This is a genomic window from Delftia sp. SD018 (genome assembly GCF_017355445.1).
Taxonomy (GTDB): Bacteria; Pseudomonadota; Gammaproteobacteria; order Burkholderiales; family Burkholderiaceae_C; genus Comamonas; species Comamonas acidovorans.
Genome location: NZ_JADDRN010000038.1, coordinates 25313 through 42824 on the forward strand (window position 1 = coordinate 25313; position 17512 = coordinate 42824).

At 64.0% G+C, this 17512-nt stretch carries 12 protein-coding genes and 1 tRNA gene; all 13 read right to left on the reverse strand.

Annotated features, from left to right (window positions below; genetic code table 11):
* Window positions 1-33 precede the first annotated feature (33 nt).
* Window positions 34-2376 carry an ATP-binding protein gene (locus tag INR38_RS25970; protein ID WP_207444353.1) on the reverse strand — a complete coding sequence of 781 codons (2343 nt, stop codon included), beginning with the start codon at window positions 2374-2376 and terminating at the stop codon, window positions 34-36.
* Window positions 2373-3056 carry a DUF4390 domain-containing protein gene (locus INR38_RS25975; protein ID WP_231890591.1) on the reverse strand — a complete coding sequence of 228 codons (684 nt, stop codon included), beginning with the start codon at window positions 3054-3056 and terminating at the stop codon, window positions 2373-2375. Before INR38_RS25975 ends, INR38_RS25970 begins: the two co-directional genes overlap by 4 nt.
* Window positions 3001-4389, reverse strand: coding sequence for a 16S rRNA (cytosine(967)-C(5))-methyltransferase RsmB (gene rsmB / locus INR38_RS25980; protein WP_097204496.1), 1389 nt, complete (start codon window positions 4387-4389; stop codon window positions 3001-3003). The genes INR38_RS25975 and rsmB overlap by 56 nt, the downstream gene beginning before the upstream one ends.
* Window positions 4386-5009 carry a LemA protein gene (locus INR38_RS25985; RefSeq protein WP_071953771.1) on the reverse strand — a complete coding sequence of 208 codons (624 nt, stop codon included), beginning with the start codon at window positions 5007-5009 and terminating at the stop codon, window positions 4386-4388. Before INR38_RS25985 ends, rsmB begins: the two co-directional genes overlap by 4 nt.
* A gap of 254 nt (window positions 5010-5263) precedes the next feature.
* Window positions 5264-9493, reverse strand: a complete 4230-nt coding sequence (gene rpoC / locus INR38_RS25990; protein ID WP_013800273.1) for a DNA-directed RNA polymerase subunit beta' — start codon at window positions 9491-9493, stop codon at window positions 5264-5266.
* A 23-nt stretch (window positions 9494-9516) separates the two neighbouring features.
* Window positions 9517-13629: a DNA-directed RNA polymerase subunit beta gene (rpoB, locus tag INR38_RS25995; RefSeq protein ID WP_013800272.1), complete on the reverse strand. Its 4113-nt coding sequence runs from the start codon at window positions 13627-13629 to the stop codon at window positions 9517-9519.
* Between the two features lie 276 nt (window positions 13630-13905).
* Window positions 13906-14283: a 50S ribosomal protein L7/L12 gene (gene rplL / locus INR38_RS26000; RefSeq protein ID WP_012202441.1), complete on the reverse strand. Its 378-nt coding sequence runs from the start codon at window positions 14281-14283 to the stop codon at window positions 13906-13908.
* Between the two features lie 37 nt (window positions 14284-14320).
* The gene (gene rplJ / locus INR38_RS26005; RefSeq protein ID WP_012202440.1) at window positions 14321-14848 is read right to left on the reverse strand and encodes a 50S ribosomal protein L10; all 528 of its coding nucleotides are present in this window, start codon (window positions 14846-14848) and stop codon (window positions 14321-14323) included.
* A gap of 226 nt (window positions 14849-15074) precedes the next feature.
* Window positions 15075-15770, reverse strand: a complete 696-nt coding sequence (gene rplA, locus INR38_RS26010; RefSeq protein ID WP_013800271.1) for a 50S ribosomal protein L1 — start codon at window positions 15768-15770, stop codon at window positions 15075-15077.
* On the reverse strand, window positions 15771-16202 hold the full coding sequence (gene rplK / locus INR38_RS26015; RefSeq protein WP_012202438.1) for a 50S ribosomal protein L11: 432 nt from the start codon (window positions 16200-16202) through the stop codon (window positions 15771-15773). It lies immediately after the preceding gene.
* 140 nt (window positions 16203-16342) lie between these two features.
* Window positions 16343-16927, reverse strand: coding sequence for a transcription termination/antitermination protein NusG (gene nusG / locus INR38_RS26020; protein ID WP_207444354.1), 585 nt, complete (start codon window positions 16925-16927; stop codon window positions 16343-16345).
* The gene (secE, locus tag INR38_RS26025) at window positions 16927-17310 is read right to left on the reverse strand and encodes a preprotein translocase subunit SecE (protein WP_012202436.1); all 384 of its coding nucleotides are present in this window, start codon (window positions 17308-17310) and stop codon (window positions 16927-16929) included. The genes nusG and secE overlap by 1 nt, the downstream gene beginning before the upstream one ends.
* Window positions 17311-17396: 86 nt before the next feature.
* A tRNA-Trp gene (locus INR38_RS26030) sits at window positions 17397-17472 on the reverse strand.
* Window positions 17473-17512 lie beyond the last annotated feature (40 nt).

The following is a 17512-nucleotide window of genomic DNA, read 5'->3' on the forward strand; positions in this document are numbered from 1 at the left end:
AGCCTATGTGCTGAGGCGCGGGGGGCGTCAGGCCTATCCCGTACGCTCAGGCGCAAATGATAGCGACACTTGCGCACCTTGAATCACCCCGTCGTCTTCCCTGTTGCCCAGGTCGATGCGGGCGCCATGCTCGTCTGCGATTTTCTTGACCACGGCCAGGCCCAGGCCGGTGCCTCGCACCTTGGTCGTGACGTAGGGCTCGAAGGCCCGTTGAAGGATGTTGGCGGCAAAGCCCGTGCCGCTGTCACTGATGCTCAGGCGCACGCGGCGCGTGGATTCGTTCCAGCGCGTCTCTATGGTCACGGGGCCGGGGGGCTGGCCGCTTTCCTGCGCGCGCTGGGCCGTGGCGTCCTGGGCATTCTGCAAAAGATTGTGAATGACCTGGCGCAGCTGCTGGCCATCGCCGGAAATCGGCGGGCATTGCGGGTCCAGCACGCAGTCCACGCGCACTTCGGCATTCTCTTCCCCATACAGCTGGAGGACATCGGTGACCAGCGCGTTGAGGTCCAGCGACTGCAGGTTGGCGGCGGGAAGGCGCGCGTAGTCGCGGAATTCATCGACCAGGCGCTTCATGGCGCCGACCTGATCGACGATGGTCTTGACGGACTTGGCCAGCAGCGCCTGGTCAGCCGGCTGCAGCTTGTCGGTCAGCCGCATGGCCATGCGCTCGGCCGACAGCTGGATGGGCGTGAGCGGGTTCTTGATCTCATGGGCCACGCGGCGCGCCACCTCGCCCCAGGCCTGGGCACGCTGGGCCGAGACAATTTCCGAGATGTCGTCGAAGACCAGCAGGCGCTGCGCATCGGGCAGTTCCGCACCGCGCATGACCAGGGTGGTGGTGTGCTGGATGACGCCGCCATCGGTGGAGGCATGCAGCTCATGCACCAGTTGCCAGCGATCGCGCCCCTGCTCGCCCAGGAAGAGCGCGAACTGCTCCTGCACGACTTCGCCGAACTGCTCCAGCCCCGGCACCTGGGACAGCAGCCGGCCTTCATGGACGGCCATGGGCGCGCGCAATATGCGCGTGGCGCCGGGATTGCTCAGCACGATGGCGCCCCGCGCATCCAGCACGATGACGCCCGAGGTGAGGTTGTCGAGGATGGTCTGCAGGTTGCCGCGTGCGGCATCGAGCTGGCCCATGCTGCGGTTGGCTTCGGCGCGGGCGTCGGCCAGTTGCTGGGTCATGAGCGCAAAGGAGCGCGTGAGCCCGCCGATCTCGTCGCGCGTCTGCAGCGCGGGCTTGGGCCGCAGGTCGCCGCGCGCCACGTCGCGCATGCCCTGGGCCAGCAGCAGCAGCGGCCTGGCCAGCTGGTTGCCCAGCACGATAGCCAGCACCACGGCGCCGAAGACGGCCAGGAACAGGCTGAGCGTGAGCGTGCCTATGTACATGCGCTGCAGGCCACCGCGTGCCAGCGCGCGCTCCTGGTATTCGCGGTTGGCTGCCTGCACGGCCAGTGCATTCGTCACCAGGGCCTGCGGCAGTGCAATGGTGGCCTGCAGGTAGCGCGGCTCGGTCAGCAGGCCCACGCTGGGGTTGGGCACCAGGGCCAGGGTGCGGACCTGGGCCCCGGGCGCGGTGGCGCCGGGCTGGGCCATGCCGTCGTCGTCCAGGCCTTCGATGCTGGCCACGGCGCGCTGCTCGCGCAGCGAGCGCAGCATTTGCGCGCTGGGGCGTTCGGGCTGCAGGTTGAAGCGCGACTGGCCCACGCTGGCGATGGCGCGCAGGCCCGCAAGGTCGCCGCTGCGGGTGGTCTGCGTCGGGCCCATGACGGCAAGCTCCGATGCGCTCCACAGCACGACATCGGTGGCACCCAACTGGTCGCGCACGCGCTCCAGGATCAGCGCAGCGCCGGCATCGGAGACCTGGGACAGCTGGGCGCCCGCGGTGCGTGTGTTGTTGGCCATGTCATTGGCCACGGTCTCCAGCGTGGCACTGGCCAGGCTGACGCCGGCCGACAGCGCGCCCTCGACCTGCACATCGAACCAGCTTTCGATGGAACGCGAGACGAACTGGTAGGAGACGATGTAGATCAGCAGGCCCGGCACCAGGCCCACCAGCGTGAAGATGCCGGCCAGCTTGAGCAGCAGGCGGCTGCCGAAGCGCCCGCGCTGCAACCGGATGGCCAGGCGGATGCCGCCCCAGGCCAGGATGGCCAGCAGCAGGCCGGCCACGACCACGTTGGCGGCGAACAGCCAGTTGTAGTTGCGCTCGTAGTCCAGGCGGTTGTTGGTGGCCAGGGTGAGAAGGAACAGCAGCAGCACGCCGACCAGGCCCATGAGGCCGGCGCCCACGCCCACGGCCCAGCGCGTGCCGCGCGACAGGCCGGCCGAGGCCGGCAGGGCCACGCGTTCGTCGTCGGCCGAGGCCCTGCTCATGGCGCGTCTTCCAGCATCTGGGTGCGCGACAGCTGCAGGTTCCAGCCCGAGCGGCCCAGCGCGCCGATCTGCAGCGGCCTGGGCAGTTGGGACAGGTCGATGCGAAAGCGCAGTTGCACCGATACGCCCGATTGCGTGGGCGCCGTGTCCATGATCTTCCAGCGCGAGATGCGCTGCATGGAGGCCAGCGCATCGTCCAGGCTTTCGAAGGTCTGGCCCAGCGCCAGCCCCAGGCCGCTGCTGGAGAACGGGGTGCTGGAGATGTGCAGGCGCCAGCGGCGCGTCAGCGGCTGGTGGCTGAGGCGGTAGTGGCGGCTGGCGGTGGCCAGTTGCTGATCGGACCAGTACCAGCGCTCGCGCTGGATCTGGGCATCGGCCACGAAGTACATGGGGATGCCCTGGCGCAGCGCATCGTCGATCTGGTAGGGCAGCTCGAAATGGAGGTTGGCCGACAGCAGCAGGCCGTCGTCGGAGCGATCGAGCTGCATGGGGCCGATCTCGGCCGTCAGGGCATCGGCCCTGGCCTGCAGGCCCAGGCCCGCCAGCACGCCCGCCAGCAAAAGCGCCCCGGCCAGCCGCGCCAGCAGGCGCAGCCAGGCTGGCGACCAGGCCCGATGGGGAGGGTCAGCGCGTCTTTTGCAGCAAGGCGTAGAAGAAACCGTCGTGGTCACCCAAAGCATTGTCAGCCAGCATGCCGGCTTTGTCGGCTTTGCCCGGGATTAAATGCCCCGGTGCCGCCAGGGTTCGCGCCTCACTGTTGCGTGTAACAAACGCTTGAACCTGTGCCTCGCCTTCTTCCCTGAAGACCGAGCAGGTGCAGTAGAGCAGGCGCCCGCCGGGCTGCAGCAGGGGCCACAGGGTGTCGAGCAGGCGCGCCTGGATCTCGGCCAGCTGGCGCACATCGCTCTCGCGGCGCAGCCAGCGCACGTCGGGCTGGCGCCGCACGATACCCGAGGCCGTGCAGGGTGCGTCCAGCAAAATGGCGTCGAACCGCTGGCCGCCGCATTGCGCATCGAACCACTGGTCGGGCCGGGATGCGTCGGCCACTACCACGCGGGCCTGCAGGCGCAGCCGCCCCAGCGTGTCCGCGATGCGCGCGGCGCGCTCGGCATCTATCTCCAGCGCCGTGACCTCCAGGGTCTGCGGTGCTGCGTACTCCAGCAGGTGGGCCGTCTTGCCGCCTGGGGCGGCGCAGGCATCGAGCACACGCAGCGCGCGGCCGGCGGGCTGCTCCAGCCCCTGCAGCAGCAGCGGCGCGGCCAGCTGCGCGGCCGCATCCTGCACCGAGGCCAGGCCTTCGTCGAAGCCCGGCAGGGATTGCACCGGCAGGGCCTGCTGCAGTTGCAGGCCGCTGTCGGCCACGGCCAGGGAAGGCACGTCCATGGCCTGCAGCGCTGCCTGGTAGGACTGGCGGTCCGTTTGTTGGCGGTTGACGCGCAGCGTCATCGGCGGCTGTTCATTGTTGGCCTGCAGGATGGCTTGCCAACGATCGGGATGGTCCTTGCGCAGGCGGGCGATCCACCAGGCCGGGTGGTTCCAGAGGGCCTGCGGCTGGTCGTCGGTGGCGGCGACCAGGGCATCGCGCTCGCGCAGGAAGCGGCGCAGGCAGGCATTGATGAAGCCGGACTGGGCGCGCGTCGGCCCCTGCTTGGCAGCCTCCACCGTCTGGTTGACCAGGGTGAATGGCGGGTACGGTGCCCGGGATTCATCCCAGGCCAGGGCCAGGGCCGTGTTCAGCAATGCGCTGACGCGCGGCGGCGGGTTGCGCGAAGCCAGCTGCTTTTGCAGCGCCTGGGCACGGCCCAACTGGCGCAGTACCTGGAACAGCAGCGCCTGGACGCCGGGGCGCAGCGGCTGCGCAACGCGCGCCAGCACGCTGCGGCTGGACTGGCCTTCAAGCACGGACTGCAGGCATTGGGCAACGGCGTCGAGCTGCTGCCAAAGAGGCGGTGCGGCCGGTGCCTGCGAGGGCGCCGCAGCGCGGCGCGGGGAAGAATGCGTGCGTTGGTTCATGTTCCACTTTCCTGTGCCTTGCTGGCGACAGGCTCGACCAGCAGGCTGCGCACCGGGCGAAAGCCCAGCAGCCAGGCCAGCAGCCTGGCCGGATATTGCGCAATGGCGGCGTTGTAGCGCTCGGCCGCGGCGTTGAATTGCTGCAGTCCCAGGCGGTTGCGCACCTGGTGCTCGGTCCAGCGCTGCTGCCAGGGCTGCAGCGGATCGGGGTCCGGCGATGGGGCATCTGATGGCGCAGCGCCAGTGCCAGCGGCGCCGGTATCAACGGCGACCTTGGTCATGGCCTGCCAGGCCACGTCCAGCGCCGAACAGGCGTGCTCCAGCGAGGCCAGCGCGGTCTCGCGCAGCGGCCGGCCACGGGCATCGACCAGGGCCGCCTGCAGCTGTGCGGCGGTCTGGTGCAGTGCGGCCTGGGCATGCACAAGGGCGGGGCTTTGGCCTTCGGCCTTGGGCTGGGCCTCGAAGGCCTGCAGCATGGCATGCCACTGGCCCAGGTGCGCATCGAGCGCTCCGAACTGCTGCACGCAGCCGCTGCGCAGCCGAGCCAGCCGGTTGTATGCGCCGACGGCCCAGAACACGAGCAGGGCCAGCAGCATCCATTCAAGAGACAAGGACCACATCGTCTGCAATGGCCCGGCCGGAGGCTGTTCCGGCCGAACTCTGGTTATTCCCAAAGAAAAACGCTCCCGCCTGCGCAGGGCAGGCCGGGAGCGTCACATCATCAAGCACTTGCGCCATGCACTGCTCTAGGAGACAGCATGTCCCAACAAGAGGGACGCCGAGCAAGGGCCGCCCCGCAGCGAGGGCGTCGTCCCCCTCCCGCGTAGCGAGAGAGGGGGAAGCGGCACAGCCGCTCAGGGGGTGGCACCGCCTATCAGTCAGCGGAAGCGTCACCGGCGACGGCAGCCACGCCGGCGTCGTCGTCAGCCATCACACCGGCCAGTTCGGCCGCTTCGGCGTCGGCGATGGCGCGGCGCTCTGCGTCGTCCATGGCGTCCTTGGCCTTGCGTGCCTGGTGGTAGGCCAGACCCGTACCGGCGGGGATCAGGCGACCCACGATGACGTTTTCCTTCAGGCCACGCAGCTCGTCGCGCTTGCCCATGATGGCAGCCTCGGTGAGCACGCGGGTCGTTTCCTGGAACGACGCGGCGGAGATGAAGGAGTCGGTCGACAGCGAAGCCTTGGTAATACCCAGCAGCACGTTGGAGTACGTGGCGGGGATCTTGCCTTCGCGCTGCAGGGCCTCGTTCGTATTGAGGATTTCCGAACGCTCGACCTGCTCGCCAGCGATGTAGGTCGAATCGCCGGTGTTCTCGACCACGACGCGGCGCAGCATCTGGCGAACGATCACCTCGATGTGCTTGTCATTGATCTTCACACCCTGCAGACGGTAGACGTCCTGCACTTCATCAACGATGTAGCGCGACAGCTCCTCGATGCCCAGCAGGCGCAGGATGTCCTGCGGATCGGCCGGGCCGTCGACGATGGACTCGCCCTTGTTGACCACCTGGCCTTCGTGCACCAGGATGTTCTTTTCCTTGGGCACGAGCTCTTCCCAGACCTTGCCATCCAGATCGGTGATCTGCATGCGCACCTTGCCCTTGGTTTCCTTGCCGAAGGAGATGGTGCCGGTCATCTCGGCCAGCGTGCCCTTGTCCTTGGGCGTACGGGCTTCGAACAGCTCGGCCACGCGGGGCAGACCGCCGGTAATGTCGCGGGTCTTCTGGCCTTCGACAGGGATACGGGCCAGCACCTCGCCGGGGCCCACGTCCTGGCCGTCACGCACCTGGATCAGAGCGCCGACCTGGAAGCCGATCGTCACCGAGTGGTCGGTGCCGGGGATCTTGACTTCCTGGTTGTTGGCATCGATCAGCTTGACCTGAGGACGCACGACCTTGGCAGAGCCACGGCGCTTGGGATCGATCACCACCAGCGTGGACAGGCCGGTCACTTCGTCGACCTGCTTGGCCACGGTCAGGCCCTCTTCCACATTCTCGAAGCGCACCTGGCCGGCGTACTCGGTAATGATGGGTCGGGTCAGCGGATCCCAGTTGGCCAGGATCAGACCGGCCTTGACCTGCTGGTCGGGCCTGACGGTCAGCACGGCACCGTAAGGCACCTTGTGGCGCTCACGCTCGCGGCCGTTGTCGCTGATGACGATTTCGCCCGAACGCGAAATCACGACCAGCTCACCCTTGGTGTTGCTGACGTAACGCATCGTGCTGTTGAAGCTGATGGCGCCGTTGGACTTGGCTTCCACGCTCGATGCGATGGCAGCGCGCGAAGCGGCACCACCGATGTGGAAGGTACGCATGGTCAGCTGCGTGCCGGGCTCGCCGATGGACTGGGCGGCGATCACACCCACGGCTTCGCCGAGGTTGATCTGGCCGCCGCGGCCCAGGTCGCGGCCGTAGCACTTGGCGCACAGGCCGTAGCGGGTTTCGCAGTTCAGCGCGGTGCGGACCTTGATCTCGTCCACGCCTTGCAACTCGAGTTCATCGATCCCGTCTTCGTTGAGCAGCGTGCCTGCGGGCAGCAGGACGGCCAGCGTCTCGGGATGCACGACGTCCTCGGCCGTGGTACGGCCCAGCACGCGGTCGCGCAGCGACTCGATCACTTCACCGCCTTCGACGATGGCGCGCATCAGTGCGCCATTGGTCGTGCCGCAATCGTCCTCGTTGACCACCAGATCCTGCGTCACGTCCACCAGACGACGCGTCAGGTAGCCGGAGTTGGCCGTCTTCAACGCCGTGTCGGCCAGACCCTTTCGGGCGCCGTGGGTGGAGATGAAGTACTGCAGAACGTTCAGGCCTTCACGGAAGTTCGCCGTAATGGGCGTCTCGATGATGGAGCCGTCAGGCTTGGCCATCAGGCCACGCATGCCGGCCAGCTGGCGGATCTGCGCGGCCGAGCCGCGGGCGCCGGAGTCGGCCATCATGTAAATGGCGTTGAACGATTCCTGCTCGACTTCGTTGCCGTGGCGGTCGATGACCTTTTCCTTGGCAAGCTGGGCCATCATGACCTTGGAGACTTCGTCGCCGGCCTTGCCCCAGATGTCCACCACCTTGTTGTAGCGCTCGCCAGCGGTCACGAGACCGGAGACGTACTGCTGTTCGATCTCCTTCACCTCGGCTTCGGCACGGCCGATGATCTCGGCCTTTTGCGGCGGCACCAGCATGTCGCCGATGGCGATCGAGATACCGGCGTGCGTGGACAGGCGGAAGCCGTTTTGCAGCAGCTTGTCGGCAAACACCACCGTGGCCTTGAGACCGCACTTGCGGAACGAGGCGTTGATGAGCTTGGAGATTTCCTTCTTCTTGAGCGCCTTGTTCATGTGGCTGAACGGCAGGCCCTTGGGAAGGATCTCGGACATCAGGGCGCGGCCCACGGTGGTTTCCACCAGGCTGGTCGAAGGCTCGAACTCGCCGGAGTCCTTGTTCTTGGTCCACTCGGTCAGACGCACGCTGATCTTGGCGGCCAGTTCGACCTGGTCGGAGTCCAGCGCGCGCTGCACTTCACCGATGTCGGCGAAGATCATGCCTTCGCCCTTGCCGTTGATGCGCTCGCGCGTTGCGTGGTACAGACCCAGCACCACGTCCTGCGAAGGAACGATGGAGGGCTCGCCCGATGCGGGGAACAGCACGTTGTTGGAGGCCAGCATCAGCGTGCGGGCTTCCATCTGTGCTTCCACCGACAGCGGAACGTGGACAGCCATCTGGTCACCGTCGAAGTCGGCGTTGAAGGCCGCGCAGACGAGCGGGTGCAGCTGGATGGCCTTGCCTTCGATCAGGATGGGTTCGAAGGCCTGGATGCCCAGTCGGTGCAGCGTGGGAGCACGGTTCAGCATGACCGGGTGCTCCTTGATGACCTCTTCGAGGATGTCCCACACCACGGGCGTGCCGGATTCGACTTCCTTCTTCGCCGCCTTGATGGTGGTGGCGATGCCGCGCTGCTCGAGCTGCGCGAAGATGAAGGGCTTGAACAGTTCCAGCGCCATCAGCTTGGGCAGACCGCACTGGTGCAGCTTGAGGTACGGACCCACCGTGATCACGGAACGGCCCGAATAGTCCACGCGCTTGCCCAGCAAGTTCTGGCGGAAACGACCGCTCTTGCCCTTGATCATGTCGGCCAGCGACTTCAGGGCACGCTTGTTGGCGCCCGTCATGGCCTTGCCACGGCGGCCGTTGTCCAGCAGCGAGTCCACTGCTTCCTGCAGCATGCGCTTTTCGTTGCGCGCGATGATTTCCGGAGCCTTCAGCTCCAGCAGGCGGCGCAGACGCGAGTTGCGGTTGATGACGCGGCGATACAGGTCGTTCAGGTCGGACGTCGCGAAGCGGCCGCCGTCCAGCGGCACCAGCGGACGCAGGTCCGGGGGCAGCACGGGCAGCACTTCCATGACCATCCAGCCCGGCTTGATGCCGGACTTCTTGAACGCTTCCAGCAGCTTCAGGCGCTTGGCGTTCTTCTTGACCTTGACTTCGGAGCCGGTCAGATCGCCGCGCAGACGCTCGGTCTCAACGTCGATGTCGATGCCTTCGAGCAGGTCCTTGATGCCTTCGGCGCCCATCTTGGCTTCGAACTCGTCACCGTATTCGGTGCGCTTGGCCTCGTAATCGTCCTCGGTCATGATGCTGAACTTCTTCAGCGGGGTCATGCCGGGGTCGGTCACCACGTAGGCTTCGAAGTACAGCACGCGCTCGATGTCGCGCAGCGTCATGTCGAGCACCAGGCCCAGACGCGACGGCAGCGACTTCAGGAACCAGATGTGGGCGCAGGGCGCAGCCAGGTCGATGTGGCCCATGCGCTCGCGGCGCACCTTGGTCTGGGTCACTTCGACGCCGCACTTCTCGCAGATCACACCGCGGTGCTTGAGGCGCTTGTACTTGCCGCACAGGCACTCGTAGTCCTTGATGGGGCCAAAGATCTTGGCGCAGAACAGACCATCGCGCTCGGGCTTGAACGTGCGGTAGTTGATGGTCTCGGGCTTCTTCACCTCGCCGAAGGACCAGGAACGGATCTTCTCGGGAGAAGCCAGACCGATCTTGATGGCATCGAAATGCTCATCAGGCGTGAATTGCTTGAACAGGTCGAGTAGAGATTTCATAAGACTCTTTCCCTTTTCAATATTTAAGAACGCTCAAGCTCGATGTCGAGGCCCAGGGAGCGGATTTCCTTGACCAGCACGTTGAACGACTCGGGCATGCCTGCCTCGATGGCGTGCTCGCCCTTGACGATGGATTCGTACACCTTGGTACGGCCCACCACGTCGTCGGACTTCACGGTCAGCATTTCCTGCAGCACATAGGCGGCGCCGTAAGCTTCCAGCGCCCACACTTCCATTTCCCCGAAACGCTGGCCACCGAACTGGGCCTTGCCGCCCAGCGGCTGCTGCGTCACCAGAGAGTACGGACCCGTGGAGCGGGCGTGCATCTTGTCGTCGACCAAGTGGTGCAGCTTCAGGTAGTGCATGTAGCCGATGGTGGTCGGACGCTCGAAGCGGTCGCCGGTGCGGCCGTCATACAGGTAGGCCTGCGTGCGCGACTCGGTCAGTCCCTTGCGCTGGGCCAGTTCCTCCGGATATGCCAGATGCAGCATGTCCTGGATTTCCTGCTCGGACGCACCATCGAACACCGGTGTGGCAAACGGCACGCCCGTGGTCAGCGCCTGCGCCATGGACACGATCTCCTTGTCGTCGAGCTGCGTCAGGTCTTCCTTGCGGCCGCGCGAGTTGTAGATCTCTTCCATGAAGGTGCGGATCTCGGCAGCGCGGGCTTCCTGCTGCAGCATGTCCCCGATGCGCTGGCCCAGGCCCTTGCCGGCCCAGCCCAGATGCACTTCCAGCACCTGGCCGATGTTCATACGCGAAGGCACGCCCAGCGGGTTCAGCACGATGTCGGCAGTGGAGCCGTCGGCCATGTAGGGCATGTCCTCGACCGGAACGATCTTGGAGACCACACCCTTGTTGCCGTGGCGGCCGGCCATCTTGTCGCCGGGTTGCAGGCGGCGCTTGACGGCCAGGTAGACCTTGACCATCTTGAGCACGCCAGCGGGCAGCTCGTCGCCCTGGGTGAGCTTCTTGCGCTTTTCTTCAAAAGCCAGGTCGAAGCTGTGGCGCGTCTGCTCCAGCGAGTTCTTGATGGACTCGAGCTGGGTGGCGACTTCGTCCTCTGCAGGACGGATGTCGAACCAGTGGAACTTCTCCACGCCATCCAGGTAGGCCTTGTCGATCTTGGCGCCCTTGGCCAGCTTCTGCGGGCCGCCGTTGGCCACGCGGCCATTGAGCAGCTTTTCGATACGGTCGAAGGCGTCGGCCTCGACGATGCGCAGCTGGTCGTTCAGGTCCAGGCGGTAGCGCTTGAGTTCATCGTCGATGATCTGCTGGGCGCGCTTGTCACGCTGGATGCCTTCACGGGTGAAGACCTGCACGTCAATCACGGTGCCTTGCGAGCCCTGGTCCACGCGCAGCGAGGTGTCCTTCACGTCGGAAGCCTTCTCGCCGAAGATGGCGCGCAGCAGCTTCTCTTCAGGCGTCAGCGTGGTCTCGCCCTTGGGCGTGACCTTGCCGACCAGCACATCGCCGGGCTGCACTTCCGCACCCACGTAGATGATGCCGGACTCGTCCAGGCGGTTGAGCTGCTGCTCGGACAGGTTCGGGATGTCGCGCGTGATTTCCTCGGCACCGAGCTTGGTATCGCGGGCCATCACCACGAGTTCTTCGATGTGGATCGAGGTGTAGCGGTCTTCGGCCACCACGCGCTCGTTGATCAGGATCGAATCCTCGAAGTTGTAGCCGTTCCAGGGCATGAAGGCGATCAGCATGTTCTGACCGATGGCGATTTCGCCCAGATCGGTCGATGCGCCGTCGGCCACCACGTCACCCTTGGCCAGCTTGTCGCCACGCTTGACGATGGGACGCTGGTGGATGTTGGTGTTCTGGTTGGAACGCTGGTACTTGATGAGGTTGTAGATGTCCACGCCGACTTCGCCGGCCACGGCTTCCGCATCGTTCACGCGGACCACGATGCGCGTTGCATCGACATAGTCCACGATACCGCCGCGGGTTGCCGTCACCACGGTGCCGGAGTCCACTGCCGCCACGCGCTCGATGCCCGTGCCCACCATGGGCTTTTCGGGACGCAGCACAGGCACGGCCTGACGCGACATGTTGGCGCCCATCAATGCGCGGTTCGCGTCATCGTGTTCCAGGAACGGAATCAGCGAGGCAGCCACCGACACGATCTGTGCAGGCGACACGTCCATGTACTGAACGCGCTCGGCCGACACCAGGGTCGAATCACCCTTTTCGCGCGCCGACACCAGGTCGCCGATCAGGCGGCCTTCGGCATCCAGCTCGGCGTTGGCCTGGGCGATGATGTACTTGCCTTCCTCGATGGCCGACAGGTAGTCGATCTCCATCGTGACCTTGCCGTCGGCCACGCGACGGTAAGGCGTCTCGATGAAGCCGTACTCGTTCAGGCGGGCGTACAGGGCCAGCGAGTTGATCAGGCCGATGTTCGGGCCTTCAGGCGTTTCGATGGGGCAGACGCGGCCGTAGTGGGTCACGTGCACGTCGCGCACTTCGAAGCCTGCACGCTCGCGGGTCAGACCGCCCGGGCCCAGGGCCGAGACGCGACGCTTGTGCGTGATTTCGGCCAGAGGGTTGGTCTGGTCCATGAACTGCGACAGCTGCGACGCACCGAAGAATTCCTTCAGGGCGGCCGAAATCGGCTTGCTGTTGATCAGGTCATGGGGCATCAGCGGCTCTTGCTCGGCCTGGCCCAGACGCTCCTTCACGGCCTTCTCGATACGTGCCAGGCCCGTGCGGTACTGGTTTTCGGCCAGTTCGCCCACGCAACGCACGCGGCGGTTGCCCAGGTGGTCGATATCGTCGACTTCGCCCTTGCCATTGCGCAGATCCACCAGGATCTTGACCACGGCCAGGATGTCCTCGTTGGACAGCACCATGGGGCCGGTGGCGCCATCGCGGCCGACCTTGGCGTTGAACTTCATGCGGCCCACGCGCGACAGATCGTAGGTGTCGGCGTTGTAGAACAGGCGCTGGAACAGGGCCTGCACGGCGTCTTCGGTCGGCGGCTCGCCGGGGCGCATCATGCGGTAGATGGCCACGCGTGCAGCGAACTCATCGACGGTTTCGTCGGTGCGCAGGGTCTGCGAGATGTAGGCACCCTGGTCCAGCTCATTCGTGTAGATGCATTGCAGATCCTGGATGCCGGCGCTGCGCAGCTTCTTGAGCAGGGACTCGGTCAGCTCTTCATTGGCCTTGGCGATGATCTCGCCCGTGTCCGGATCGACGATGTTCTTGGCGACCACGCGGCCGATCAGGAAATCTTCGGGGACGCTGATGAACTTGGTGCCCGACTGCTCCAGCTCGCGCGTGTGGCGAGCGGTGACGCGCTTGTCCTTGGCGACCACGACCTTGCCCGACTTGTCGGTGATGTCGAAGCGCGCGACTTCGCCGCGCAGGCGCTCGGAGACGAACTCCATCTGCGCGCCCGAATCCATGAGGCGGAAGTTGTCGTTGACGAAGAAGTTGGCCAGGATCGATTCCGGCGTCAGGCCGATGGCCTTCAGCAGAATGGACACGGGCATCTTGCGGCGACGGTCGACGCGGAAGAACAGCAGGTCCTTGGGGTCGAACTCGAAGTCCAGCCACGAGCCGCGGTAAGGAATGATGCGTGCCGAGAACAGCAGCTTGCCCGAGCTGTGGGTCTTGCCCTTGTCGTGCTCGAAGAACACGCCAGGCGAGCGGTGCAGCTGCGAGACGATGACACGCTCGGTGCCGTTGATGATGAACGAGCCCTTTTCGGTCATCAGGGGCACTTCGCCCATGTAGACCTCTTGCTCCTTGACTTCCTTGACCACCTTGGACTGCGAGGTCGAAGACTCACGGTCATAGATGATCAACTGGACCTTGGCGCGCACGGCGGAGGCGAACGTCAGACCACGGGTCTGGCACTCGCGCACATCGAAAGCAGGCTTGGCGAGGTTGTACTCGACGAACTTCATCTCCACAAAACCGTTGTGGGAGACGATGGGGAAGGCGGAGTTGAAGGCCGCTTGCAGGCCTTCGATGGTGCGTTTTTTGGGGGCTACATCTGACTGCAAGAATGCGGTATATGCATCTTTTTGCATCTGCAGCAGGTAAGGCACTTCGAGCACGCTGTCGCGGCTCCCGAAGCTTTTGCGGATTCGCTTGCGTTCGGTGTAAGAATAGGCCATGAGATCTCCGGGCAAAGACATGAGTCCTGGGTCTGCGACGACTGCCCCACATGGAAAGCTCCCTGCGGGCTTGGCGGTTGGCCACTACCAACCATGGCTGACGGCGATGCGTTGCACATCGCCCGAACCAAGGCATCTTCTGCTGTCGGGTTGTCAGAAGACACTAAAAAACAGACTGTGCTGACTGCTTTTTAGTGTGCTCTATGGATCAGCGCTCCACAAGCGCCAAAGGCTGGAGGCCCTTTTTCGGAGCCTCCAGCCCTTGAGGGGACTGAATTACTTCAGTTCAGCCTTGGCACCGGCTTCCACCAGCTTCTTCACAGCGGCTTCAGCGTCAGCCTTGGCAACGCCTTCCTTGACGTTCTTGGGAGCGCCGTCGACCAGGTCCTTGGCTTCCTTCAGACCCAGGCCGGTGATTTCACGCACGGCCTTGATGACGGAAACCTTGTTCGCGCCGGCTTCGGTCAGCACAACGTTGAACTCGGTCTTTTCTTCTGCAGCAGCAGCGCCGCCAGCAGCGCCGCCAGCAGCGGGAGCAGCCATAGCGGCAGCGCTCACGCCAAACTTCTCTTCAATGGCCTTCACCAGGTCATTGAGTTCCAGGACCGTCATGCCGTCGAGCGCGGTCAGAAATGCGTCTTTATCGAATGCCATTTTGATTTCCTAACAATATTGGTTAACTGCCGCGCGCTCAGGCTGCGACTGCTTCGGCTGCCGGTTCTTCGGCAGAGCCTTCGCTCTTCTTTGCCGCCAGGGCGCCCAGCACAACGGCCGTACGCGAGATAGGCGACATCAGCAAGCCACACAGTTGTGCCAGCAGAACTTCCTTCGAGGGGATGTTCGCCAGTTGCTTCACACCGTTCACGTCCAGGGCCTTGCCTGCAAACGCACCACCGCGGATCACCAGCTTGTCGTTGGTTTTCGCGAAGTCGGCCACCACCTTGGCGGCGGCCACTGCGTCTTCAGAGAAGCCATAGATCAGAGGGCCGGTCATCTGGTCGGCGACAACGTCAAACTGGCTGCCAGCCACAGCACGGCGGGCCAGCGTGTTCTTCAACACGCTCAGGCTCACACCCTTGCTGCGAGCATCAGAACGCAGTTTGGTCATGTCGGCGACCGTGATGCCGCGGTATTCCGCGATCACAAGCGTTTGAGCTTTTGCGGCGAGGCTGGTCACTTCATTGATGACCGCTTCTTTCTCACTGCGATTAAGACTCAAGGTCTACTCCTTCAAATGCGCACTCGGGGCAAGCCCCTCATGCGCGCTCTTGTTGCAGCGACCAACTGTTTTGGAAATGCATCCATCTGCAGCGGGATCGCCATCTGCGTTGGCCCCGGGGGTTTAAGTGCCGCAAGGCACACCAACGGTCTTGGATGACCCGGCGCATCGCTGCACCGGCCCACCACTGAGGCACCCCGAGAGGTGTCTCAAGATTTCTTGGCTATCAGGCCGAGATGGTTTGCGTGTCGACGCGAACGCCCACACCCATGGTCGACGAAACAGCGACCTTGCGCAGGTACAGGCCCTTGCTCGAAGCGGGCTTGGACTTGTTCAGGGCGTCGATCAGCGCAGCCAGGTTGCCTTGCAGCTTCTCGTTGTCGAACGAGCGGCGGCCGATGGTGGCGTGGATGATGCCGGCCTTGTCGACGCGGTATTGCACCTGACCAGCCTTGGCGTTCTTCACAGCCGTGGCCACATCGGGAGTCACCGTGCCAACCTTGGGGTTGGGCATCAGGCCGCGCGGGCCCAGGATCTGGCCCAGCGTACCGACGACGCGCATGGCGTCGGGGGCAGCGATGACCACGTCGAAGGGCATGTCGCCAGCCTTCACGCGGGCAGCCAGGTCGTCCATGCCGACCACGTCGGCGCCGGCAGCCTTGGCTTCTTCAGCCTTGGCGCCTTGGGCGAACACAGCCACGCGGGCAATCTTGCCGGTGCCATGGGGCAGCACGACAGCGCCGCGAACCACTTGGTCAGACTTCTTGGCGTCCACGCCCAGTTGCACGGCCACGTCGATGGATTCATCGAACTTGGCGGTGGCAGCATCCTTCACCAGCGCGACTGCGTCAGCGAAAGCGTACAGCTTGGTGGACTCCACCTTGCCCTGGAGAGCCTTTTGCTTCTTGGTCAACTTGGCCATTTACACGCCCTCCACAATCACGCCCATCGAGCGAGCCGAACCAGCCAGCGTACGCACGGCGGCGTCCACGTCAGCAGCGTTCATGTCCTTCAGCTTGGTGTTGGCGATCTCTTCCAGCTGAGCGCGGGTGATCTTGCCGACCTTGTTCTTCAGGGGGTTGGAAGAACCCTTGTCCAGCTTGATGGCCTTCTTGATCAGCACAGTCGCCGGAGGCGTCTTGATGATGAAGGTGAAGCTCTTGTCCGCGAAGGCCGTGATGACCACGGGCAGCGGCAGTCCGGGCTCGACACCTTGGGTCTGGGCGTTGAACGCCTTGCAGAATTCCATGATGTTGAGGCCGCGCTGACCCAGCGCAGGACCGATCGGGGGAGAGGGATTGGCCTTACCAGCTGGCACTTGCAGCTTGATGAAGCCGACGATTTTCTTCGCCATTGAATGCTCCTTGCGGGTATAGCGCCGCCGACCCAACCAACAACAGTTGCAGCCGACAGCTCCCCGGGGGTTAAAAGACTCTTGTGAGAACGCCCTGCACCAAGCCTAAAAATGCAGAGCCAGAGATTGTAAGCGGTAACTCAGGTTTTTTCAACCTGGGCAAATTCAAGCTCGACCGGCGTGGAGCGACCGAAGATCATCACGGAGACGCGCAGACGGCTCTTCTCGTAGTTGACCTCTTCGACAGAGCCGTTGAAGTCCGTGAACGGACCTTCCTTGACACGCACCAGCTCGCCGGGCATGAACTCGACCTTGTGGCGCGGCTTTTCCGTGCCTTCCTGCATCTGGCTGACGATCTTGCGCACTTCCTCTTCGGAAATGGGCGCAGGACGGTTCTTGGCACCGCCCACGAAACCCGTCACCTTGCTGGTGTGCTTGACCAAGTGCCAGGTGTCGTCGTCCATGACCATCTCGACGAACACGTAGCCAGGGAACAGACGGCGCTCGGTAGTGCGGCGCTGGCCATTCTTCATTTCCACCACTTCTTCAGTAGGGACAAGAATGCGACCGAACTTGGACTGCATGTCAGAGCGCGCGATGCGCTCGATGATGTTGCGCTCAACCGCCTTTTCCATGCCGGAGTAGGCATGGACGATGTACCAGCGCAGATCCGGATTGACAGGCGCTGCCCCTCCGTCGTTCACACCCGTTTCGACAGCATCCATTACTTCCTCCAGCCCAAAATCAGGTCGTACAAGACCCACTCAAGCGTCTTGTCCGTGAACCACAGGAACAAGGCCATGATGACGACAAAGCCGAAGACGTACAAGGTCATCTGCATGGTTTCCTTGCGCGTCGGCCAGACGACCTTCTTGACTTCGCGCCAGGCATCCTGGGCAAAGCTCACGAAACGCTTTCCGGGCTCGGAAACAAGGAACGTGCCAGCAGCTGCAGCCAGGCCAACCAGCAGCACCAGCCACTGGACGATGGGCCCTTGCTTGCTCAGCAGATAGAAACCTGCGATCGCAGCAACGACTAAAGCCGCGACTGCGGCAAGCTTGGCTTTGTCAGCTCCGGAGCTGACCGTTTCAACCTGAGTAGTGGCCATAATCCATTTCTAATGCGCATCTTTTGCGCAACGCCAAGACACCGAAGCCCGCTTTGGGGCGGGCTCGTTGCGATTCCACCATCAGGTGGCAGGGGCAGTAGGAATCGAACCTACAACCTTCGGTTTTGGAGACCGACGCTCTGCCAATTGAGCTATACCCCTACGAATCAATTAGGCAATGATCTTGGCAACCACGCCAGCG

What these genes read in the sequence shown, in the direction of transcription:
- INR38_RS25970 (WP_207444353.1), bottom strand. Translation starts at nt 2,376, where the DNA reads ATGAGCAGGGCCTCGGCCGACGACGAACGCGTGGCCCTGCCGGCCTCG.
- INR38_RS25975 (WP_231890591.1), bottom strand. Translation starts at nt 3,056, where the DNA reads ATGCTTTGGGTGACCACGACGGTTTCTTCTACGCCTTGCTGCAAAAGA.
- rsmB (WP_097204496.1), bottom strand. Translation starts at nt 4,389, where the DNA reads ATGAACCAACGCACGCATTCTTCCCCGCGCCGCGCTGCGGCGCCCTCG.
- INR38_RS25985 (WP_071953771.1), bottom strand. Translation starts at nt 5,009, where the DNA reads ATGTGGTCCTTGTCTCTTGAATGGATGCTGCTGGCCCTGCTCGTGTTC.
- rpoC (WP_013800273.1), bottom strand. Translation starts at nt 9,493, where the DNA reads ATGAAATCTCTACTCGACCTGTTCAAGCAATTCACGCCTGATGAGCAT.
- rpoB (WP_013800272.1), bottom strand. Translation starts at nt 13,629, where the DNA reads ATGGCCTATTCTTACACCGAACGCAAGCGAATCCGCAAAAGCTTCGGG.
- rplL (WP_012202441.1), bottom strand. Translation starts at nt 14,283, where the DNA reads ATGGCATTCGATAAAGACGCATTTCTGACCGCGCTCGACGGCATGACG.
- rplA (WP_013800271.1), bottom strand. Translation starts at nt 15,770, where the DNA reads ATGGCCAAGTTGACCAAGAAGCAAAAGGCTCTCCAGGGCAAGGTGGAG.
- rplK (WP_012202438.1), bottom strand. Translation starts at nt 16,202, where the DNA reads ATGGCGAAGAAAATCGTCGGCTTCATCAAGCTGCAAGTGCCAGCTGGT.
- nusG (WP_207444354.1), bottom strand. Translation starts at nt 16,927, where the DNA reads ATGGATGCTGTCGAAACGGGTGTGAACGACGGAGGGGCAGCGCCTGTC.
- secE (WP_012202436.1), bottom strand. Translation starts at nt 17,310, where the DNA reads ATGGCCACTACTCAGGTTGAAACGGTCAGCTCCGGAGCTGACAAAGCC.